This window comes from Gelidibacter pelagius (assembly GCF_017581925.1).
GTDB classification, from domain to species: Bacteria; Bacteroidota; Bacteroidia; order Flavobacteriales; family Flavobacteriaceae; genus Gelidibacter; species Gelidibacter pelagius.
The window spans coordinates 1-21,589 of the sequence record NZ_JAGEVG010000011.1; the positions used below are offsets into that span (position 1 = coordinate 1).

Genomic DNA, 21,589 nt, shown 5'->3' on the forward strand with positions numbered 1-21,589 from the left:
ACCTAAATGGATTGCAACTTTCTACGTTTAACAATCTAAATGAAAACAGCAAAACAGATGTTTTAAATTATCTCATTGCAAATGATTTTAGTGAAAGGGCAAAGAGTTTTGCAATGTCGGCAATAGACGCATGGGCAGATGCTGGGGAGGTGAATTTTGAGGATGAGATCATAAACTCTCTTGAGGGTAAAGCTCTTTGCATTTATAATAAATTACTATCTTCTAGCACTGGTTTTAAAAATGCAATCAAAAAATTTGATGGAGAGTTTCCAGTAAGTCATTTATCCTTTAAAATTAACAATACACTTCCTTCAGGAAATTATGGAATTACTAAGCCCCCAAATAATTTTAATACAACTGTAGAGTTTAGTAATACTCAATTAAGTAATATTTCTGACTTGGGAGGTGCGGTAGCATTTGCTCACGAAATGATACACGCAGAAATATTTAGGAAAATGCTTTCGGCTGCCCAAAAAGGTAATTTAGACCCTGCAAATATGACACAGCAAGAACAAGTAGCTTATGTTAACAGTTTGAGAAACAATTTCCCTGGAATCTATGACTATTATATTGAACGTTATAAACCAACATGGAATCACAATCAAATGGCTTCTCACTATCGTGAAACGATTGCAGATATAATTGAAGAATTTGATGATTCTAGTAAATCCAGACAGATACATGAAGATTTATCTTGGGTTGGGTTACGAATACTGGAAAATGGAGTAACATCAATTGCATGGGATGTTTTAACTCAATCTGAAAAAGATAGAGTTTTAAGTAATTTCAATACTCATTTTTTTAATGGAGCATCAAACTGTAACTAATATTTTTATACATGAAATCAAAAATTCTATTTTTCTTAATTTTTACTATTCATTTTCTCAGTTTTTCTCAAGAGTATAATAATTCAAAATATTATAAACTCTATAAAGATGGAGAAAAGATATTGAGACCTATTGTCTACATATTTAATGAGTGTACAAACGAATTGCAAAAAACAAAAAGTGGCGAAATTATTTTTAAAATTGATAACCAAATATTCAAATACAAACCTACAGAGCATAAAAAAGATAGCTTTCCAGTTAGTAAATTTGAAGAAATTGATTTTAAAAAAGTAAATGAGCTTCTAGTTATAGAATATCAAGAGTATTTGAATGCATCAAATAAAATTATGAATAAAAAAGGTTTCAAACCTCCTGCACCCATAAATCATTCAATATTGAAAGTTATTGTTGTTTCAAAAAAAGGCAACAGTATTGTAAATTATGAAACTGATTGGGTGTATTCCAAGTTTGAATACTTTTACCCAAAAGATAGAAACAATAAATACTGCCTAAAACAACTAAACATTCGTATAGTCGGTACGACCCAACATGAATGCAAGGTTAATTGAACCGGTGTTGGTCAGCTTGCCTAATATGAGGATTGATTGGGTTTAAGATGTGTTTTTAGGAGTTGGTTCCTCCTGTTTGGGAGAATTTGGTTGCTTTACTATTACAGAATAAAAGTACAGGTTGGATTTTCAGCTCCACCTCCCTGTTTTTCAACGTTTTCACTTGGTTTTCTTCATTTCTGTCCATAGATATCCTATTGCACATGACTTGTGCTTTTTTATGTTGGTATGGACTGACTTTAAGCCTGTGGGATTATATATTCAACACACATCATGTGCCACACGACGGAAGGGACATTGAACTTGGTTTTGACGATGAAGATGATTTTCCAAAAACCTTTGTCAGACAGACTATGTATCCGATAAAATCTAAAAAATAACATGTCACACGGCGTCTACCAGAATATAACTTTTCAACAGATGCGTTATGGCGTGCGCTTTCCTAAAATCTGATTTAAGGAACGGTCATTTCTTCCTTTTTCATTAGGATATAATTCCATTAGCGCGTCACTTTGAAAAACCGCTTTTAAATCGATATCCATCGCCGACAATTTGCCATAAAATGCAGCACCTGTATCCACATTCCAAACATTTATGGCTTGTAATGGTTCTTCGGAATTGAAATAAAGTGTTGGTGTATGCCCAATATAGATTTCGTTATAAAGTTTTAGACGTTTTGGAAACAAATCGGAATTTTCATCAACCTTTTTGTCCAGATGCAATGCCCTTTCCCAAAGAGTCCGATCGAAATAGAAGGTGCTTTCCAAATTTTCTTTCTCTACTCCTTCCTTAGAGGTAAAACCACCGTGGACGAACAAGCGGTTCTGTTCATCCAAATGATATAATTTCATTTGTTCAAAAAACTTCAGATGTAATTTCTTTTCTTCCTTAGAAAAACTTCTATAACTTTCTATGGCTCCCCTCCCGCCGTGATCTAACCAAATTTTGTCCGGTTTATCGGTTCTCAACCATTTTTCACACCACACATCATGATTTCCTTTTATAAAAATGCATTCTTTCAATTGTGACAACACCATCAAATACTGAATGACCTGTGCCGATTCGCTCCATCCATCCACATAATCGCCCATAAAAATCAATCGGTCTTCTTCGGCAACTTTTACCCGATCCATCAGTTGTTTCAAACCTTTCAATCCGCCATGAATATCCCCAATAACCAATGTTCTCATAAATCATACTTTTTGTAAAATGTGCGAATGACCTCCTCTGCAGGTTTGTTCTGTGGGGTAAATCGATTGTCGTCCTTCCCACCAGCAGCGTCATGCTTATGAAACCATTTCCAGACAAAACCGCCAGCAAACCAATCCTGATGCCAGAACTCTTCAAACAGGGCTTGGGTCAAAATTGCCTGTGCTTCAAGATTGACCTGTTTATCGACGCGATCTACCGTCCAAGGTGCCCGTCCTGCAAAATCAATACTTCGATATCCAAATTCGGTAAACAAAATCGGTTTGCTATGTTTTACCGAATAATTTTTCATTTCAGATTTGTGCTTTTGCCATCCTTTTTTTGTATCTTCAAGTGTTGGTGATTGTTTCGAATCTATCGGGAAATAGGCATCAATGCCAATATAATCAAGATCGTCCCAAAATGGTGTACGTTCGTATTCATTCCAATTGGCTGCGTAGGTCAGCTTTCCTTTAAATATTTTCTTTACCTCAACAATCAATTGCTTCCAATAAGAAGGTCGTTCATCAATAAAGTTTTCCAATTCTGTACCGATGCAAAAAATTTCAACATTGACTTCTTGGGCAACTCTTGCATAAGCAAGGATGAAATCGGAATACGAATTTTCCAAAAGCTTCCAATCGGCTTCATGTGCCATTTTGATAAAACCAGTAAATTCGCCACGCCAGACCCATATTTGTGGTTTCAACATCACTTTAATTTGGTTTCTATGTAAGATTTCGACGTATTGCTTCACCCCTTTTTCAGTTTCCCCAAACCATTGTCTATCGCTATTAAAAGTAATTTCCGGATGTTCCAATTCCTTAACAAACCCAAAAGGCATAATTGCTGCGTAATTAGCACCGAGATGGACCACAGGATCAATATGCTGTTGATCAATGCTATCTCTTGAGGCCACATAACTGACACCGTTAATCTTTTCCGGTCTTTCAACGGTCGCACTGCACGAAAGCATAAAACAAAGAGATGCAAAACATAAAAACCGAAAAATCATTCCCATACCATTTAATTATTCCTAAATTTAAACAAACTGAAATTAAAAAATTAAGTTTTACGAAAAACCTACGACAAACTACTTCTAAAGGCTCAAAATGGAACATATCGTTATCATCGGAAATGGAATTTCTGGCGTTACTGCCGCTAGACATATTCGGAAACTGTCCAATCACAAAATCACCATAATTTCTGCCGAAACCGAACATTTCTACTCACGCACCGCCCTCATGTATATTTATATGGGACACATGAAATATGAGCACACAAAACCTTATGAGGATTGGTTTTGGAAAAAAAATCGGATCGATCTAAAATTTGGATTTATTAAAAATATTGAAACAAAAAGTAGCACCTTATATTTTGAGGATGGCGATACGCTTCAATATGATAAATTAATTATTTCCACGGGTAGCAAATCCAACAAATTTGGCTGGAAAGGTCAAGATTTGGAAGGCGTTTTAGGTCTGTACAGCAAACAGGATGTGGATTTACTGGAAACACTCGCCCCCAATAAAGAAGTTTGTAAACATGCCGTAATCGTTGGTGGCGGCTTGATTGGTGTGGAATTAGCCGAAATGTTGCACACCCGAAAGATTCCAGTTACTTTTTTAGTCCGTGAAGATCATTTTTGGGACAATATCTTGCCGGTTGGTGATGCTTCAATGATCAGCCGACATATTTTAAGCCACGGAATTGATTTGCGATTAAAATCTAATCTTAAAGAAATTCACTCGGATGAAAACGGACGTGCAAATGCTGTTGTTGTCGAAGAAACTGGTGAAGTTATTAAATGTAATCTGGTCGGATTGACACCCGGAGTTTCTCCAAATATCGAGATGGTTAAAAGGACAAACATCGAAACTGACCAAGGAGTTTTGATCAATCGATTTTTGGAAACCAATATAGAAAACGTCTATGCCATTGGCGATTGCGCCCAACAACGAGAGCCCATTGGCCATAGAAAAGCCGTTGAGGCGGTTTGGTACACGGGTAGAATGATGGGCGAAACCGTTGCTCAAACCATTTGCGGTAATAGAATGAAATACAATCCCGGACACTGGTTCAATTCTGCTAAGTTTTTTGATATCGAATATCAAACCTACGGTTGGGTTTTTCCGGAACCAAATGAAGGCAATGAACATTTTCATTGGAAACATGAAGATGATACCAAATGTATTACTATAGAATATGAGAGCGCTACCAATCAGTTTTTAGGAATTAACACCTTCGGCATCCGAATGAAGCACGAGGTCTTTGACCAATGGCTGACCGAAAAACGTTCAGCAGAATATGTCATGGAACATTTGAAGGAAGCCAATTTCGATCCTGAATTTTATAAAACTTTTGAATCAGAGATTTTGGAGAGTTATTCTGAACGATTTAGGATGGCTTAATACTACTAATATCAAGACCTGTCAGGTTTTTAAAACCTGACAGGTCTAACCAATAAGAAATCAATCATGAGCAATAAATTAAATCCGAGCATGTCTCTTGCCAAACCCGATTCGCAAGCACTTTCCAAAACGCAAAAATTTGGAGTCGCCATTGGAATTATCGGTCTTTTCATTATGATATTGGCCTTTTTCAATGTTGATTTCCCAAATAAAACCCTGTTCCTATCCTTATCATTGGGGATGATTACTGTGGGGACCATCATATTTTCTAACAACGCCTATTTAACAAAACAAGCGGGGATTCAAAATGACGGTGTCTGGTTTAAATCCATTGCATCACGAGGTTTTTGGGGATGGATATTGGGCATTGTACTCACTCTTTTTTATATCGTGCTTTATTTTAAGGCCGAGTGGCTTGGATTGGCAGCCAAAGGTGAAGCAAATAGCGGTTTGGTGGCATTATTCGACCCTCTAAGCCAATTATTGAACGGCGGACCAGCCAGCCAATGGTTTGTTTATGGAACATTATATACCGTGGCGATTTTAGTTTTTGGTTATAAGTTCATGCTGAAGTACCGCAAGAATAGATATGAACAATTAAGAACGGTTTCTGTAATGTTCTTTCAATTGGCATTTGCTTTTTTGATTCCCGAATTTATGGCGCGACTAAATTCAGAAACCTTTAGCCTTCCGTATTATGACCTAAAAAATATATGGCCCCTTAATTATTATAATTTCGATAAATACCGAGTGGACTCCATGATTGAAGCGGGAGATATCGGATTGGCTTTCTTAATTTTTGGAATTGTATCCATATTCGTTATTACGCCAATTTTGACTTATAAATACGGAAAACGTTGGTATTGTTCCTGGGTTTGCGGTTGTGGCGGACTTGCCGAAACTGCTGGAGATCCGTTCAGACACTTGAGCGATAAAACACAAGTGGCTTGGAAAATTGAACGTTGGGTGGTTCATAGTGTCGTTGTTTTTGTAACACTCATGACTACCGCAGTGATTTATTCCTATTTAGGGAATGATTCAAGTAAGTATTGGTTAACTAAGGATGTTTTTCTACTCAGCGTTGCCGGTTTATTAACAATCGTATTTGCTTTGGTCATGATCTTCAAGCGCAAAGAATTGGCAAAAGATGCCCAATATGGTGCCATTGGTTATTTTGTAATCATCATGGTACTCATAGGCATGCATTATTTTAGCGGTACCAAAGATGTCTTTTTAGTAAAATCTTATACGCTTCAATCCTCATACGGGTTTTTAATCGGAGCGATTTTCTCAGGTGTGATAGGCGTAGGCTTTTACCCTATTTTTGGAAACCGCGTTTGGTGCCGATTCGGTTGTCCGATGGCCGCAGTTTTAGGATTCCAGCAGCGTTTGTTTTCAAAATTCAGAATTACCACTAATGGCGGCCAATGTATCTCTTGTGGTAATTGTTCCACCTATTGTGAAATGGGGATTGACGTAAGGGCTTATGCCCAAAAAGGAGAAAATATTGTTAGAAGCAGCTGTGTAGGTTGCGGTATCTGTGCAGCAGTTTGCCCAAGAGGTGTTCTGAAATTGGAAAACGATTCCATAAAAGGACGTATCAACAGTAATGATATTTTATTGGGGAATGATGTGGATTTGATGGATTTGGTGAATCAGAGATAGTTTTCAGTCCTCAGTTGGCAGTCCTCAGTTGGCAGTCCTCAGTTGGCAGTCCTCAGTTTTCCGTCGCCGTGTTCAGTCTCAGTTTGCAGTTTGACATTCGTTATTGCTTTCTAACAAGATTCTCAGTGTCACTCAAATAAAATCTCTGTGAATCTCTGTGCAAAACTCTGCGTTCCTCTGTGTAACCATTATACCCAGTTTCAATAAACTATTCTTACTTTTGTGCCCCAACTTTAAAACGTCAAATGCCCAATATCAAAGTCATCATTCCCGCTTATAACGAAGCAGACTCCATTGCGCTCGTCATCAAGGACATTCCATCCATTGTCGATGAAGTAATTGTCGTCAACAATAATTCCACCGACAAAACGGCCCAAGTGGCCCAAAACGCAGGTGCCACAGTTTTATATCAACCTCAAATGGGCTACGGCTATGCCTGCTTAAAGGGAATGGAATATGTTTCCACCCTATCTGAAGAGCCAGAGATTATCGTTTTTATGGATGGTGATTATAGTGATTATCCCGAAGAATTGATCCAAATAGTCGCGCCAATACTTGAAGATAATATTGATTTTGTCATAGGCTCAAGAGTCAACCGCTTACAGGAAAAAGGCTCCATGACACCTCAACAACATTTTGGAAACTGGCTGGCCACCTTTTTAATGCGAATTCTATTTGGCGCAAAATTCACTGATCTCGGTCCGTTTCGAGCTATAAAATATCAAAAACTTCTCGATTTAAAGATGCAGGATAAAACTTATGGATGGACCATTGAAATGCAATTAAAAGCTCTAAAACAAAATTTAACGTATATTGAGGTTCCTGTAAAATATAAAAAAAGAATTGGGGTCTCTAAAGTATCAGGAACCATAAAAGGTACTATCTTTGCGGGCGTAAAAATCCTAGGTTGGATTTTTAAATATAGTTTTAAGAAATGATTCTAGAAACCTTAATAATAGTTGTTTACACCATTGCTCTCCTACTTATTTTATTATATGCGCTAGCTCAACTCAATCTGTTATTCAATTATTTATCTGCTAAAAAGAACAAGGATACTTCGGAACTTTTTGATTTTTCCAATCCAGAAGAAATACCATTTGTCACCATCCAACTTCCTGTTTATAACGAAATGTACGTTATGGAAAGGCTTTTGGACAACATCGCCTTGATGGATTATCCTAAAGACAAATTGGAGATTCAAGTTCTTGACGACTCTACTGACGAAACCGTTATTACCACCGCCGAACATGTTGAAAGACTTAAAAAGACCGGCTTGGATATTCAACATATCCGAAGAACCGATCGCAGTGGTTTTAAAGCAGGCGCCCTAAAGGAAGGTTTAAAAATCGCTAAAGGTGAATATATTGCCATTTTTGACGCCGATTTTCTCCCAAAACCAAATTGGCTGAAACAAACCATCCCTTATTTTAAAGATGAGGAAATTGGAGTGGTTCAAACCCGATGGGGACATATTAATAGAAATTATTCCATACTTACAAAGATTCAAGCCTTTGCTTTAGATGCACATTTCACCTTAGAGCAAGTTGGCCGAAACAGTAAGGGCCATTTTATCAATTTTAATGGCACCGCTGGTGTATGGCGTAAAGCCTGTATTCTTGATGCGGGCAACTGGGAAGGAGATACACTTACGGAAGATCTGGATTTAAGCTACCGAGCACAACTTAAAAACTGGAAATTCAAATATTTGGAAGATGTTGAAACACCTGCCGAATTGCCCGTGGTCATCAGTGCAGCACGTTCGCAACAATTCCGCTGGAACAAAGGTGGCGCTGAGAATTTCAGAAAAATGATGTGGCGTGTCTTGACATCCAAGAACATTTCCCCAAAAACCAAACTTCACGGTCTGTTGCATCTATTGAATAGTACCATGTTTTTAAATGTTTTTTTGGTGGCCATTTTGAGCATTCCAATGCTTTATATTAAAAACGAGTATGCACATTTAAGGTTCTATTTTTATTTTATGAGCTTTTTCGTGTTGAGCACCATCATCTTTTTTGTTTGTTATTGGATGATGTTCCGTGAGATTTATGGCGCTGGATTTAAGAACTTCTTCAGTTATGTTTTCTTGTTTTTCACGTTCTTCTCCATTGCGATGGGCTTTTCACTCCATAACTCAATTGCCGTTATTGAAGGTCATATTGGCAAACGTAGTGAATTCATCAGGACACCAAAGTTTAATATCAGTACTTTAAAAGACACATGGAAAGGCAATAAATATTTGCGTAAAAAAGTTTCCATGAATGTCATTTTTGAAGGTGCCCTCATGCTCTACTTCGGGTTTGGTCTTTATCTTGCCTTCGTCATTGGCGATCAAGGTGGAGATTTCGGGCTCTTCCCGTTCCACCTCATGCTTTTTGTAGGGTTCGGGTATGTCTTCTTTCAATCGTTGACTTCTAAGGTATAGTTGGATTTTCATTTGGGCGTTCCCTTTCGGCCAACCTACAATTCATATAACCAACAAATTAAAGCTGGGCCTCAGGTCGCGCTATCCACTATATCTTTTTAGGCCAGTGGCTTCCTTTCAGTCAGTCCCTGGCCTAAAAAGGATGCCGTTTCTATCGCTAACGCAAATTCGTCGGTCAACAAAATTATAAGCTTGAAATAAATACTCTCCGAAAAAGAAAGCAAGACCGCTGCGCTAAGAGAAAAAAGAATCAAGACTAATAACATTAAGCACTGTTTATGCGGTCTTTAAAATTTAAAATCGGACTGAATAATACTGTTTCGGTTTTGCATCAAACTAAACCACTACAGATTAAAGTGCCGTCCAAAAAACGTTCTGGCTGGAGTTTTAAAAACAGACTGAAAGTCCATTGCACCTGCCTGACGGCAGTCAGGTTTGTGAAGTAGATATCATAATATTCTTTCACAACTTTCCGGGAAAGAATCCGTGAAAATTCGTGATTCCGGCAGCTATCGGAACGTGTCTAAATTTTTAAAGGTTAAAGTTAGTGGTACCTATGTGTTTTGTTTAACGCTATTTGAGAACTATAAAGGAAAATAGATGTCGTCAAACTAAAAACCCTTCAGGTCTTTTTATATGACATCAAAATAAACAGCTTATCTTGCAACGTCAACTGAATCCAGACCTTCCTTGTTGAAGATGGACTATTTATAGCGCTTAATGTTCAACACAACAGTTCTAAAATCAAATAAAAACCCTATCCTTTTGGCACTTGCAAGTGCTATCCTATATGCGGTATTTGCGTATGATTTGGTCAGAACAGAATATACCAAACTCATCGTATTATATGCACTACTGTTTGTTTTATTCTATCTGTTAGTAAAAAAACACTCAGGCAACTTTAAGCTTTTAGTGGTTTTTGCAATTCTTTTAAGAGTTGTATTTCTATTTTCCACCCCAAATCTTTCGCAAGATTTTTACCGCTTTATTTGGGATGGGCGCATGATTATCGAAGGATTTAACCCTTATCTTTTTACACCACAATCATTTATAAGTATTGGTGAATTTCCAGTCGCACAGGCTCAAGAACTCTATCAAGGCATGGGCGCACTTAACGCCAGCCACTTTACCAATTACCCACCTATAAAACAATTCATATTTATGATTGCCGCGCTATTCTCAGGGAAGAGCATTTTAGGCTCAGCATTCGTTTTTAGACTATTCATCATTGCCGCCGACATAGGAACACTCTATATAGGAAAAAAGCTGTTAGAGCGTCTAAAAGCACCTGTGCATAACATCTTCTGGTATATCCTCAATCCATTTATTATCATTGAATTGACGGGAAATTTACATTTTGAAGGCATCATGATTTTCTTTCTAATCCTAAGCTTATATCTTTTGCATTTGGGCAAATGGAAAACTGCGGCGATCATCTTTGCGCTATCCGTGTCGGTAAAATTGATTCCATTATTGTTCTTGCTCCTATTTTTTCAATATTTCATGCAAAATAAGAAGAATGAAATTATCGCAGATAAGACAAGTAAAATCGAACCCGCTTCTCTACTCAATTTTGCAAAACTCATAGGCTTTTATGGCATCATTGGTATCACTACTTTACTTTTGTTTGCACCTTTCTATTCTTCAGATTTCATCCATAATTATGCAGAAACAGTAGGACTCTGGTTCAGCACCTTCGAATTCAACGCAAGTCTTTATTATATTGCACGGGAGATTGGTTATAGGCTCACAAGCTACAATGAAATTGCAATAATCGGTAAATTTATCCCAATACTAACTGTTTTTGCACTTCTAATATTGACCTTCTTCCGGAAAAATACAAGTATTAAACAACTCCTAGTGAGTATGCTTTTTGCGGCAAGTATCTATTTTTTTATTTCTACAACGGTCCATCCTTGGTATTTGGCAACACTCGTCATCTTATCTGTATTTACAAATTACAAATTTCCCTTGGTTTGGTCTTTCATGATTATACTGAGCTATCTGGCCTACGCCAATGCACAGAATACAGAAAACCTATGGATTGTAGGTTTAGAGTACATCGTAGTTTATTCCGTTTTTATTTGGGAAGTCTTCATAAAAAAAGACCGCCCTAAGGCAGTCTTTCAAATAAAATGATGTTGTGATCATAATTCCTTGAGATGGGTTATCGTCAAAACTTCCACCTCATCGTCAAAGCCATTTTCGTCTTTGGTAACTACTATATCTGAGGTATAGGTCACTTCAAATTTTTGATTTACAAATAATTCGGCATCCAGATCAAATTCCTTCAGGACTGCTTCCTCAATCTTTTGGAAGGTCATGGTAAATTCGGAGCCGTCATCTTTATGCGTCGTAATAAAATTATAGCCATAGCCTTCATTGCCGTCATAAACGCCCACTATTTTTAAATCTTGTGAGGTGGGATGGTATGTGTGTGATTTAAAAGTTTGTACGGACATTAAAAAAAGGCATAAGACAGACGTTGCCATTAAAATTTTCGTTTTCATGATATTTCAATTTAGGATAGAAACTGTTCGTTTTTCGGAAGTTTGCCACATCAAGTCCGGACTTTTAGCAACCTCATTCTGACGAAGTCTGCACGTGGACATCAATTGAGAATAACGTCTATAGGAATCTATTTATCAACCGTTGAAAATATCTGATAACTCAGTAAAACATTTAAATTCTACCGTAAAATCATTCGGGTCCTTGACAAAGAATGACCGATGCTCTCCGGTTTTATTTTCTAAAAACTTGACCTGTGATAAAATTGGCGCATTTTGAGATTTCAATCGTTCAAGAACCTTGTTCCAGCCGTCCTCTTTCAATATCACTCCAAAATGGAACGACGGTAAAATATCACCATTAAAATTATAACTTTTAGAGTCAAATTTAAAAGGTCCACATTCGGTAAATGTAATTTGATGACCAAACAAATTGATGTCTGCCCATTTTACAGAGGAACGTCCGATTTCGGCCCCAAGAACTTCTTTATAAAATATTTTTGTTTTGTTGATGCTTACACAAGGTAAGGCGAGATGAAATAGTGTTGCCATAAGTTCTTTATTTTCACCTAATTATTAATATCGTATATGTTAAAGTTAAGCTATTTTTTGACACACAATTATATTTGACATAACTATTTTCAATTACATCTCAAATGTCTTGTACAAAAAAAGTTGCCCGTTTTGGGCAACTTTTAAGTCAATATGATATCATGAGCTATGAAAATAGTTCATGGCATTGTATTTTAATCTACAACTAGTCTATGTCTTCGTCTTCATCAACATCTACATCATCCATTTCTAAATCAGGATCAACTTCACCCAGTTCTGGGTCTTGCACCGCATCCGGATCATCTTCTTCAAACTCTTCATAATCATCTTCATCATAGTTCTCCATGGTCAACTGAAGTTTAGTACTGACTTTCACCAAATACTTTGTGTCGCTAGTTGTCACTTCCACAGCTTCTACAATTTCATTGTTGGCGTTTTTGAAAGTTATGATATTATCATCATCATAACCGTCAGGGTACTTTTCAACCAACAAAGAGAGAATTTCTGGTGTCAATTTTTTAAAATCGACGATTACACGCTTTAGATTGTCTCTTTTGTTACTCATAATTACATGTCTAATATATAGGCAAATATAAGTGGTGCAACAATAGTAGCATCACTTTCTATTATAAATTTCGGGGTATCAATATTTAATTTTCCCCAAGTTATTTTTTCATTAGGTACGGCTCCTGAATACGATCCATAGCTTGTAGTCGAATCACTGATCTGACAGAAATAACTCCAAAATGGTGTATCCGGTCGCTCCATATCCTGGTACAACATTGGCACCACACATATTGGGAAGTCTCCCGCAATACCGCCGCCAATTTGGAAGAATCCAATACCGTTTTCAGAATTATCCGTGTACCAATCTGCTAAGAACGTCATATATTCTATCCCCGATTTCATGGTACTGGCTTTCAATTCTCCTTTAAGAACATAGCTGGCAAAAATATTACCCATGGTACTGTCTTCCCAACCTGGTACAATTATAGGTAAATTTTTCTCTGCTGCAGCAAACATCCAAGAATTTTTTATGTCAATTTCATAGTATTGCTCAAGCACACCACTCAGTAACATTTTGTACATAAATTCATGTGGAAAAAAACGTTCTCCGTTATCTTCAGCATCTTTCCAGATTTTAAAGATATGCTTTTGTAAACGTCTGAAAGCTTCCTCTTCTGGGATACACGTATCAGTTACTCTATTTAAGCCTTTTTCCATCAAATCCCACTCATCTTGAGGTGTCAAATCACGATAGTTTGGCACACGCTTGTAATGTGAATGCGCTACCAAATTCATGATATCCTCTTCAAGGTTGGCACCTGTACTTGAAATAATCTGTACTTTATCTTGACGGATCATTTCTGCAAATATTTTACCTATCTCAGCCGTACTCATTGCGCCTGCCAAAGACACCAACATCTTGGAACCCTTTGCCAATTGCGCTTCATAACTTTGCGCAGCATCTACCAATGCAGCCGCGTTGAAATGCAGATAGTATTTTTCAATAAATTTAGAAATTTCTCCTTTATTAGTTGTCGTCATCATTGTCGAATTTAGAAAATTTGTTTGTGCTTGAACCTGTTTCATTAAAATTACTTTCGTAACCATCTTCTACATTGTCGTCCAAGAATTTATAAGTTAACATTTTATAATACAATTTGGCAGCCAGAAAATCGGATGATTTTTCTTTTGGATCTGGACAAAGCTCAACGATGTCAAATCCTACCACATTTTTATCTTCAAATACCTTTCTCAAAAAATCCAAAGTCTCGTACCAAAACAAGCCACCCGGCTCAGGAGTTCCGGTTGAAGGCATGATGGAAGGGTCGAATGCATCCAAATCAATGGTGATAAACACATTTTCCGTCATTTGATCAATAGCGCTGTCCATCCAAAACTCATCATTGACCATATCATGGGCAAAATATGTTTTTTCCTTGTCCATCACCGTGGTTTCAATAGCATCCATACTGCGAATACCCACTTGAATCAAATTGGTGTTTTGACTTGCTTCATAAACTGCGCAAGCATGATTACATTTGCTGCCTTGATATTCTTTACGCAAATCAGCATGTGCATCTATTTGAAGCACGGTCAAATTATCAAAACATTCATTAAAAGCGCGAATGGTACCAATAGAAATCGAATGTTCACCACCAAATGCAGTTACAAACTTATTGCGCTTAATATACTTTTTTACAGTTTGATGCACAGCATCCACCATCTTTTCAGGAGATGAATTCTCTGTCACGGCATCTGCAAGATAAACACCTTGTTTGTAAACTTCAGTTTCTGTTTCAATATCGTACAATTCCATGTTTTCAGAAGCATCCAAAAAAGCTTTTGGACCTTGGTCTGCACCTTTTTGCCATGTACTTGTACCATCATAAGGCACAGGGATCAGTACGATTTTAGCAGTTTCTAATTTGGAATATTCCTCTGGTATTCCGGCATACGTTATATTACTGTTCATTTTGTAATAATTATAATTGTTTTAAAGGTATAAGGCAATGGGTCATATTATATATAAAATCTTCAGAAACAATTAGTTTCCGTTGTTGTCATTATATCCTAAAATATCAAGTAAGTCTTCACTTTTCTGTTGTTCTGCAAAAACTTTAGTGGTCAACTTACCGTTTTCATCCTTATCAATCAGAATATGTTTTGGCGAAGGTATTAAACAATGTTGCAATCCACCAAATCCGCCGATAGTTTCCTGATACGCACCGGTATTGAAAAACCCAAGATACAAAGGTTTTTCCTTATTGTATTTAGGAAGGTAAATAGCGTTCATGTGCTGTTCACTGTTATAATAATCATCACTATCACAAGTCAAGCCTCCCAAAAGTACGCGCTCATAAGTATCATGCCAACGGTTGATTGGCAACATCACAAAGCGTTTGTTAATGGCCCAAGTATCTGGAAGCGTCGTAATGAACGATGAATTGATCATGTTCCATTTCTCTCTGTCGTTCTGTTGTTTTTGGTAAAGCACTTCATAGATAGCGCCACCGCTCTCACCGACAGTAAAGCTTCCAAACTCGGTAAAGATATTTGGCACTTCTACTTCTTCTTGCTCACAGAACTCTTGGATTTGATTAATGATTTCGTCCACCATATATTCATAGTCAAAATCAAAGGCCAATGAATTTTTAATTGGAAATCCGCCACCAATGTTCAAACTGTCCAAAGACGGACAAATACGTTTTAAATTGGCATATACTTTCAAACATTTGGAAAACTCATTCCAGTAATAGGCATTATCGCGAATTCCTGTGTTGATGAAAAAGTGCAACATTTTCAGTTTCACCTTCTTATTGTCCTTGATCTGGTTTCTATAAAATGGTAAAATGTTTTTGTAGCCAATGCCCAAACGAGAGGTATAAAACTCAAATTTCGGCTCTTCCTCGGAAGCTATTCGGATGCCGATATTGAACTTGCCCTTGATTTCCTGAGACAGCAAATCAATTTCCTCATAGTTATCAATGATAGGGATACAATTCTTATGACCGTTATTAATCAATCGTGCAATATTAGTAACGTATTGTGCACGCTTGAAGCCATTACTGATGACATAAGTCTTATTGTTGATCTTACCTTCTTCCTTAAGTTTTTCAACAATGTCAATATCAAAGGCAGACGAGGTTTCAATATGAATATCGTTTTTTAAGGCTTCATTCAACACATGTTTAAAGTGCGAACTTTTGGTACAATAACAATAGTGGTACTTGCCTTTATATTTATGTTTCTTGATGGCTTTCGCAAACCAATCCTTGGCACGACCAATATTATTTGAAATCTGAGGGAGGTAGGTAAACTTTAAAGGGGTACCGTAATCTTCCACCAATTGCATCAAATCAATATCGTGAAATTGAAGGGTTTTATCTTCCAGTTTAAATTCATCTTGTGGAAAATAAAAGGTTTGATTGATGAGATCAATATATTTTGTATTCATTATGATATATTAAGGTTTAAAAATCTGAAAAAAAATTCAATTAGAGTACTAATTTCCTGATAAATAATGAAAGTATCAAACTTGGATTTGTTGATGCGAAGGAACAGACACGATAACAAGGTGTTTCCATTCAGATAATTTAGAAGTAAGCTTTAAAATTTGGTGACTTATCTGATAAGTTGCTTTTGAAAATGACTTCTTAAAATCCAAAAGCCCAAACATAGAAACACGGTTCAAGGGTTCAGCTAAATAAAGTGCAAAAGAACTATAAAAATTTTATAAAACAAGGCGCATTAGCTAAAAATATGAATGGTGTTCTTGTAGCCGTTAAACTTTGCTGGATTTTTGAGATGTTTAGTAGGTTCGCTTCCCTTTCTGTAGCTTTTGCGAAGGCGGGAAACCTGAAACTCTTATCAAGACAGCATCTTCAACGTATTGACTTCTTGTTCGGTTAGATGTTTCCAGTGGCCACGAGGAATATCTTTTTTGGTCAGGCCTGCAATCGCCACACAGTCTACTCTAATAATTTCATAATTTAAATGGTCAAAGATAGAACGGATTATACTACTTCCGGTGTTCTTGATTTTCAGACCAATTTGATTTTTCGATTCGCCTGCAACAAAGCTGATTTCTTCTACAGTCACCAATTTACCATCAATCTTCAATCCATCTTGGATTTTCTTAAGGTCTTCGAACTTTAGATTTTTATCCAATTCTATTTGAAACAATCGTGGCACGCCATTTTTGGAATTGGTAAACTTATCCATCAAAGCTTCATCATTTGTAAATAAGATCAATCCCAATGAGTTTCTACCCAAACGACCAATAGGCTTAATACGGGATGTTGTCGCATTGGCGACCAAATCCATTACCGTTCTCCCTTTACCTTCGCTTGTGGTAGTAGCAAATCCCTTTGGTTTATTCAATAAAACATAGGCTTTTTTCTCAGGACTAATACGCGCTCCATCAAAACGGACGTCATCTTCCAACTTGACTTTATAGCCCATTTCGGTGATGATCTTTCCATTGACGGTCACACTTCCAGTAGCGATGTGCATATCAGCATCGCGACGCGAGCAAATACCAGAATTGGCAATGTATTTATTAAGTCTTATTTCGGTCGTATTGGACCTTTTGACTGGAGATTTTTTATCTGGAGTTGGTTTGGAACTGTCTTTGGTAACTTTTCTCATTGGAGCATTTCCTCTAGAATAACTCTTTCCTTTAGAATTATCACGCCCTCTTCCTGAAGTTGGCCCATTGCTTTTATCCTGACCTCTTCCGGATGATTTTCCTTTTCCACTACTCCCTTGATGTCTACTCATGACTTGAAATTTTACGCAAAGATACTTTATTATATACCGATTTAAGAGCTTTCAATTTACGATTTTCTCAAATCCTATTCAGCACCACATCTACATTGATCAATACAATGCTAAAAACTCCTGCCACAATGATAAATTTTAGAATGTTGTGCAATATGAGATAATGTAATTTTGTTTTTGACCTCCACAACAACACAATGAACGCAAGCAATAAGAACGTACTAAAATAAAAAAAATAGTTCATCTCGCCAATGTCAAAATATGTGACGAGCAAGAGCGTAGGAATTAATGTGAAAAGCGCCAAAGATGTCAACATTGCCTTTGATACATGCTCTCCATAAACAACAGGAATAGTATGATAACTTTGAGCCAAATCGCCTTTGATATTCTCTAAATCCTTGGTCAATTCACGCATTGAAATTATTAAAAACAAGAACATGGCATGGAAAAATATGACTGTTTCAAAATTTCTATAGTAAATAAAGATGGCGAAAAATGGTGTTATGGTTAAAATTGCAGAGGTCAGATTGCCAATAAATGGCAATTTTTTCAATTTATGAGAATACAGCCAAATTCCGAAAATATATAATGAAAAGAAAATGACGGCATTAAAAGACACGTAACTGGCCATCACAACCGCTAAGAAATTCAGAACAAAATAAAAGGACAGTTTTGTGTTTTGACTTACCAATCTGTCCAACATGGATTTATTGGGGCGATTGATCAGATCTTTTTCTGAATCGTAAAAGTTATTGATGATATAGCCTCCTGCAATGGTAAAAGCAGATGATAAAACCAACATAAACAGATTCAGATCAAGCACCACCTCCCTCAAAGGCCTATCATGTGCCAAAATATAAATGGAAGTCAGATATTGTGCAATGACAATAATTAGAATGTTATAGCCTCTTATGACAGAAAACATGCTAAAAAACTTGAGCAGAAAGTGTTTTTGTTTTCTGGTTAGCATAAAAACATGGTTAAAGCAGTTAGGCAAGAGCAATACCAGATGTCTCGGAAGAACATGAGTTTAAAAATTATAAACCACTTCTAATTTGTAATCTTTAAGAGACTGCCTCGCTTTTTCGATATCTTCCGTAAATCCTAAGATATAACCGCCACCACCTGAGCCACACAATTTCAGATAATAATCGTTGGTGTCGAGGCCATTTTTCCAAAGCGCATGAAACTGTTGTGGAATCATGGGTTTAAAATGATTCAATGCCACTTTTGAAAGTTTTTTTGTATTGAGAAACAATGATTTAAAATCACCCTTTAAAAAGTCGTCCACACATGCATCTGTATGCTTAATAAATTGATTTTTCAACATTCTTCGAAACCCCTCCTGTTTCATATTTTCCATGAAAATACTGACCATTGGTGCTGTTTCTCCAATCATGCCACTATCCAATAAAAACACGGCACCTTTTCCGTCACTTTTTTGCGAAGGAATCCCAGTAGCCTCTATATTATCTTTTGAATTAATCAAAATAGGAATACTCAAATAACTATTCAACGGATCCAAACCAGATGATTTTCCGTGGAAAAACGATTCCATTGCAGAAAAAATGGTTTTAAGAACCAATAGCTTTTCACGTGTCAAATTCTCTAAAACGGTAATTTTATCGTGTGCATACTTATCATAAACAGCAGCTACCAAAGCCCCACTACTCCCAACGCCGTAACCTTGTGGAATTGAAGATTCAAAATACATGCCCGCATCGACATCTTTTTCTAAAGTTTCAAAATCAAAAGTCACCAATTCAGGACTGATGCCTTTAAGATAATCAACAAATCTTTTTAAATTATTGTTGGATTTTATAGCGTTTTCAGAGTCAAGCCCGTCAGTTTTTAACGCACCATTATAAAAATTATATGGAATGGATAAGCCTTTGGAATCTTTAATGATGCCATACTCGCCGAAAAGTAGGATTTTAGAGTAAAATAGAGGTCCTTTCATTTTTTTTAATGAAAAATTAATAATGCAAAGTTAATGATTATTCTTTAGAAGTTTTTACAATACTCACTAATAATCGCAACATCTCCTGTGCTTTAGGCTTATATTCCTGAAATTGTTTCGCACCCAAGAAATCAGTAGCATGCAATAAATCCAACCAATAGTCAGTTTCATTGGCTTCTTTAAGACTAATTGACATTTTATTAGTGAAATCAGCTCGGCTTTGAGCAAATTCAGCTTCCCTGACATTTGCGCCTATTGAAGTTCCTGATTTCAAGAGTTGTCTTGACATGACATATTCTCTTTTGTTACCAGATAAATCTTTATAAAGATTTACAATATCAACGGCAAATTTGAAGCTTTTGTCTTTAATAATGTTTGCTTTCATGATAAGAGATTTAATGATTCGTGTTAACCAATATACACAATTCCCTCTGACATTATTAATTATAAATTATTCATTTTTAATTAATTGTGCTCCAAAACCAATTTGGTCACAAATATAATGTCCATTCTGACAATAGGCAACCAACTCTCTCTGAATAAATTGCAGGATTTCTTGGCTTTCCTTTTTAGGATAAAGCACGTGTACATTAGCTCCCGCGTCCAATGTAAAACTGATGTTTAAACCTGTATTTTGTCTGAATTCCCATATTTTATTGATAATCTCCAAAGTATTGGGTTTCATTAAGATGAAATAAGGCATACTGGTCATCATCATGGCGTGCAAGGTCAAGGCTTCACTTTCAACCAAAGCATTAAATGCTGCTAAATCTCCCGACTCCAAAATCCCCTTAAGGTTCTCAAGGTTTTGATGCGCTTGTTCAAATCTATTTTGTGCATAAGGATGGTCATACATGAGGTTATGCCCAACCGTACTGCTTACTTGCTTTTCACCTTTATCAACCAATAAAATAGTATCCTGGTATTCCTTAAAGTTCTCATGAACTTTATAAGGGTATTTTATCCCAAACAAATCCGTACTTCCTCCTATGGATTTGGTTTTGCCCCAAACTATCAAATCGCCTTCAATGCTTCTGCACGCACTTCCTGATCCCAAACGCGCCAAAAAAGATGCTTTTTGATTAAAATATGCATCATCAAAATCTTCCTCAACGGCACTTACAATCACATCAGATTCTATCAGTTGCTTTTCAACACTCATTAAACATAAGGCCAAAGCACTCATGCCACTTGCGGAGGAAGCAATCCCTGAACTGTGCGGAAAAGTGTTTTCTGTTTTTATTATAAACCGATACTGTTTTAAAAACGGCAGATATATTTCTACCCTCTCGAAAAAAGTCTGAATTTTAGGTTTGAAATCGTCTTTCTTCTCACCATCCAAATACACTTCAAAATCGAAATTTTCAAGATTATCTTTCTTAGAAAACTCGATGGTAGTAATGGTTTTACAATGATCCAAGGTAAAACTGATGGAAGGGTTTTCAGGAATCTGATCCTTTTTCTTTCCCCAATATTTCACCAAAGCAATATTGCTGGGCGATTGCCAAGTGACACTTCCTTTTTCTAAGGTGGCGTTGTATATATTTGGTATAAAATTGCGTTCGGTCATCTGCTAGTTATCTTATGATACAGCCTTTTTAAAAAAAAGACAGATCCAAAATTGATACTTAAAGCTGCAAAAATAGGAAATCTAAAGGTTCTTTTCATCAGTGGATGACATTGCTATCAATTTAACCATCGTATTATAGTTTCTGGCCGTTCCAGTTACTTTAAGTTTTCGTTCAAAAGAATTCCAATTGAATTTTGCCTGTCCATAACCCGCTTCGCTATAAAAATAGAGGCATTTATTTATAATGTCGAATTCTTCATTTTCATAAGTTTTTTTGGAGACCTCATCAACCAATTTAGTGTTGGGCAATTTATTAAACAGTATAAAATAACTCTTTTTCTTTTTTTCATTCGAAAACGGACAGGCATTAAAAATGCTCAATAATTCCTGATGTGTTTTTACAAGAACCGAAACTTCAAATCCGAAATGCGAGTGGATAAGCTCTTGGATTTTATTCGCTATGACATCTGCATTATCCAACGCATCAAAAATGACATTCCCACTTTGGATGTAGGTTTGCACATTTTGGAAACCTTCTTTCGTCATGAGTTGTCGCAAGTCTGCCATGGCGACTTTTTTATGCCCGCCTACGTTGATGCCTTTTAACAATGCGATGAGTTTTGGCATGA

Annotated in this window: 21 protein-coding genes and 1 pseudogene; 8 read left to right on the forward strand and 14 right to left on the reverse strand. The window is 36.6% G+C overall.

Annotation, left to right across the window (positions count from 1 at the left end; all coding sequences use genetic code 11):
- The 3 genes and pseudogenes from J4051_RS10330 to J4051_RS19200 all read left to right on the forward strand — a co-directional run.
- Positions 1–827 (forward strand): annotated as a pseudogene (locus J4051_RS10330) (hypothetical protein); the annotation flags it as partial.
- A gap of 11 nt (positions 828–838) precedes the next feature.
- Positions 839–1,396 (forward strand): hypothetical protein, encoded by a 558-nt coding sequence (locus J4051_RS10335; protein WP_208233798.1) that lies wholly within the window; start codon positions 839–841, stop codon positions 1,394–1,396.
- A 62-nt stretch (positions 1,397–1,458) separates the two neighbouring features.
- The gene (locus J4051_RS19200; protein WP_208233799.1) at positions 1,459–1,776 is read left to right on the forward strand and encodes a hypothetical protein; all 318 of its coding nucleotides are present in this window, start codon (positions 1,459–1,461) and stop codon (positions 1,774–1,776) included.
- Positions 1,777–1,821: 45 nt separating this feature from the next.
- Here the strand turns inward: J4051_RS19200 and J4051_RS10345 are convergent, their stop codons facing one another.
- Both J4051_RS10345 and J4051_RS10350 read right to left on the reverse strand, forming a co-directional pair.
- Positions 1,822–2,586, reverse strand: coding sequence for a metallophosphoesterase family protein (locus J4051_RS10345; protein WP_208233800.1), 765 nt, complete (start codon positions 2,584–2,586; stop codon positions 1,822–1,824).
- Positions 2,583–3,605, reverse strand: a complete 1,023-nt coding sequence (locus tag J4051_RS10350) for a glycoside hydrolase family 113 (RefSeq protein ID WP_394368911.1) — start codon at positions 3,603–3,605, stop codon at positions 2,583–2,585. Before J4051_RS10350 ends, J4051_RS10345 begins: the two co-directional genes overlap by 4 nt.
- Before the next feature lie 91 nt (positions 3,606–3,696).
- Here J4051_RS10350 and J4051_RS10355 point away from each other — a divergent pair, with 91 nt between their 5' ends.
- The 5 genes from J4051_RS10355 (at position 3,697) to J4051_RS10375 (ending at position 11,224) form a co-directional block, all read left to right on the forward strand.
- The gene (locus tag J4051_RS10355; RefSeq protein WP_208233801.1) at positions 3,697–4,995 is read left to right on the forward strand and encodes an NAD(P)/FAD-dependent oxidoreductase; all 1,299 of its coding nucleotides are present in this window, start codon (positions 3,697–3,699) and stop codon (positions 4,993–4,995) included.
- A 66-nt stretch (positions 4,996–5,061) separates the two neighbouring features.
- Positions 5,062–6,660, forward strand: a complete 1,599-nt coding sequence (locus J4051_RS10360; protein ID WP_208233802.1) for a 4Fe-4S binding protein — start codon at positions 5,062–5,064, stop codon at positions 6,658–6,660.
- Positions 6,661–6,905: 245 nt separating this feature from the next.
- A complete protein-coding gene (locus J4051_RS10365; RefSeq protein WP_208233803.1) occupies positions 6,906–7,598 on the forward strand; it encodes a glycosyltransferase family 2 protein in 693 nt (230 codons plus the stop codon).
- Positions 7,595–9,085 (forward strand): cellulose synthase family protein, encoded by a 1,491-nt coding sequence (locus J4051_RS10370; protein WP_208233804.1) that lies wholly within the window; start codon positions 7,595–7,597, stop codon positions 9,083–9,085. The genes J4051_RS10365 and J4051_RS10370 overlap by 4 nt, the downstream gene beginning before the upstream one ends.
- Positions 9,086–9,805: 720 nt before the next feature.
- The gene (locus tag J4051_RS10375; RefSeq protein ID WP_208233805.1) at positions 9,806–11,224 is read left to right on the forward strand and encodes a mannosyltransferase; all 1,419 of its coding nucleotides are present in this window, start codon (positions 9,806–9,808) and stop codon (positions 11,222–11,224) included.
- Positions 11,225–11,232: 8 nt separating this feature from the next.
- Here J4051_RS10375 and J4051_RS10380 read toward each other — a convergent pair whose 3' ends face one another.
- The 12 genes from J4051_RS10380 to J4051_RS10435 all read right to left on the reverse strand — a co-directional run bounded on the left by J4051_RS10380 (position 11,233) and on the right by J4051_RS10435 (position 21,587).
- The gene (locus tag J4051_RS10380; RefSeq protein WP_208233806.1) at positions 11,233–11,595 is read right to left on the reverse strand and encodes a hypothetical protein; all 363 of its coding nucleotides are present in this window, start codon (positions 11,593–11,595) and stop codon (positions 11,233–11,235) included.
- Between the two features lie 135 nt (positions 11,596–11,730).
- Positions 11,731–12,144, reverse strand: coding sequence for a VOC family protein (locus tag J4051_RS10385; protein WP_208233807.1), 414 nt, complete (start codon positions 12,142–12,144; stop codon positions 11,731–11,733).
- A gap of 205 nt (positions 12,145–12,349) precedes the next feature.
- Positions 12,350–12,709 carry a hypothetical protein gene (locus tag J4051_RS10390; protein ID WP_208233808.1) on the reverse strand — a complete coding sequence of 120 codons (360 nt, stop codon included), beginning with the start codon at positions 12,707–12,709 and terminating at the stop codon, positions 12,350–12,352.
- 2 nt (positions 12,710–12,711) lie between these two features.
- Entirely contained in the window at positions 12,712–13,695 is a 984-nt protein-coding gene (locus J4051_RS10395; RefSeq protein ID WP_394368912.1) for a deoxyhypusine synthase family protein, read from the reverse strand.
- The gene (gene speB / locus J4051_RS10400) at positions 13,679–14,623 is read right to left on the reverse strand and encodes an agmatinase (protein WP_208233809.1); all 945 of its coding nucleotides are present in this window, start codon (positions 14,621–14,623) and stop codon (positions 13,679–13,681) included. Before speB ends, J4051_RS10395 begins: the two co-directional genes overlap by 17 nt.
- Positions 14,624–14,695: 72 nt before the next feature.
- A complete protein-coding gene (locus tag J4051_RS10405; RefSeq protein WP_208233810.1) occupies positions 14,696–16,105 on the reverse strand; it encodes a type III PLP-dependent enzyme domain-containing protein in 1,410 nt (469 codons plus the stop codon).
- Between the two features lie 413 nt (positions 16,106–16,518).
- A complete protein-coding gene (locus J4051_RS10410; protein ID WP_208233811.1) occupies positions 16,519–17,430 on the reverse strand; it encodes a pseudouridine synthase in 912 nt (303 codons plus the stop codon).
- Between the two features lie 67 nt (positions 17,431–17,497).
- Positions 17,498–18,400, reverse strand: coding sequence for a geranylgeranylglycerol-phosphate geranylgeranyltransferase (locus tag J4051_RS10415; protein ID WP_208233812.1), 903 nt, complete (start codon positions 18,398–18,400; stop codon positions 17,498–17,500).
- 60 nt (positions 18,401–18,460) lie between these two features.
- A complete protein-coding gene (locus tag J4051_RS10420) occupies positions 18,461–19,390 on the reverse strand; it encodes a mevalonate kinase family protein (protein WP_208233813.1) in 930 nt (309 codons plus the stop codon).
- A 37-nt stretch (positions 19,391–19,427) separates the two neighbouring features.
- On the reverse strand, positions 19,428–19,775 hold the full coding sequence (locus J4051_RS10425) for a four helix bundle protein (protein ID WP_208233814.1): 348 nt from the start codon (positions 19,773–19,775) through the stop codon (positions 19,428–19,430).
- 66 nt (positions 19,776–19,841) lie between these two features.
- The gene (locus tag J4051_RS10430) at positions 19,842–20,960 is read right to left on the reverse strand and encodes a diphosphomevalonate/mevalonate 3,5-bisphosphate decarboxylase family protein (protein ID WP_208233815.1); all 1,119 of its coding nucleotides are present in this window, start codon (positions 20,958–20,960) and stop codon (positions 19,842–19,844) included.
- 81 nt (positions 20,961–21,041) lie between these two features.
- Positions 21,042–21,587: a DUF1697 domain-containing protein gene (locus J4051_RS10435; RefSeq protein WP_208233816.1), complete on the reverse strand. Its 546-nt coding sequence runs from the start codon at positions 21,585–21,587 to the stop codon at positions 21,042–21,044.
- Between the last annotated feature and the right edge of the window lie 2 nt (positions 21,588–21,589).

Bases quoted from the DNA above. Each gene is read 5' to 3' on its own strand.
- J4051_RS10415 (WP_208233812.1), bottom strand. From the start codon at position 18,400: ATGCTAACCAGAAAACAAAAACACTTTCTGCTCAAGTTTTTTAGCATG.
- J4051_RS10365 (WP_208233803.1), top strand. From the start codon at position 6,906: ATGCCCAATATCAAAGTCATCATTCCCGCTTATAACGAAGCAGACTCC.
- J4051_RS10385 (WP_208233807.1), bottom strand. From the start codon at position 12,144: ATGGCAACACTATTTCATCTCGCCTTACCTTGTGTAAGCATCAACAAA.
- J4051_RS10410 (WP_208233811.1), bottom strand. From the start codon at position 17,430: ATGAGTAGACATCAAGGGAGTAGTGGAAAAGGAAAATCATCCGGAAGA.
- J4051_RS10420 (WP_208233813.1), bottom strand. From the start codon at position 19,390: ATGAAAGGACCTCTATTTTACTCTAAAATCCTACTTTTCGGCGAGTAT.
- J4051_RS10350 (WP_394368911.1), bottom strand. From the start codon at position 3,605: ATGGGAATGATTTTTCGGTTTTTATGTTTTGCATCTCTTTGTTTTATG.
- J4051_RS10425 (WP_208233814.1), bottom strand. From the start codon at position 19,775: ATGAAAGCAAACATTATTAAAGACAAAAGCTTCAAATTTGCCGTTGAT.
- J4051_RS10380 (WP_208233806.1), bottom strand. From the start codon at position 11,595: ATGAAAACGAAAATTTTAATGGCAACGTCTGTCTTATGCCTTTTTTTA.
- J4051_RS10405 (WP_208233810.1), bottom strand. From the start codon at position 16,105: ATGAATACAAAATATATTGATCTCATCAATCAAACCTTTTATTTTCCA.
- J4051_RS10435 (WP_208233816.1), bottom strand. From the start codon at position 21,587: ATGCCAAAACTCATCGCATTGTTAAAAGGCATCAACGTAGGCGGGCAT.
- J4051_RS10345 (WP_208233800.1), bottom strand. From the start codon at position 2,586: ATGAGAACATTGGTTATTGGGGATATTCATGGCGGATTGAAAGGTTTG.
- speB (WP_208233809.1), bottom strand. From the start codon at position 14,623: ATGAACAGTAATATAACGTATGCCGGAATACCAGAGGAATATTCCAAA.
- J4051_RS10390 (WP_208233808.1), bottom strand. From the start codon at position 12,709: ATGAGTAACAAAAGAGACAATCTAAAGCGTGTAATCGTCGATTTTAAA.
- J4051_RS10370 (WP_208233804.1), top strand. From the start codon at position 7,595: ATGATTCTAGAAACCTTAATAATAGTTGTTTACACCATTGCTCTCCTA.
- J4051_RS10430 (WP_208233815.1), bottom strand. From the start codon at position 20,960: ATGACCGAACGCAATTTTATACCAAATATATACAACGCCACCTTAGAA.
- J4051_RS10335 (WP_208233798.1), top strand. From the start codon at position 839: ATGAAATCAAAAATTCTATTTTTCTTAATTTTTACTATTCATTTTCTC.
- J4051_RS10375 (WP_208233805.1), top strand. From the start codon at position 9,806: ATGTTCAACACAACAGTTCTAAAATCAAATAAAAACCCTATCCTTTTG.
- J4051_RS10360 (WP_208233802.1), top strand. From the start codon at position 5,062: ATGAGCAATAAATTAAATCCGAGCATGTCTCTTGCCAAACCCGATTCG.
- J4051_RS10355 (WP_208233801.1), top strand. From the start codon at position 3,697: ATGGAACATATCGTTATCATCGGAAATGGAATTTCTGGCGTTACTGCC.
- J4051_RS10395 (WP_394368912.1), bottom strand. From the start codon at position 13,695: ATGATGACGACAACTAATAAAGGAGAAATTTCTAAATTTATTGAAAAA.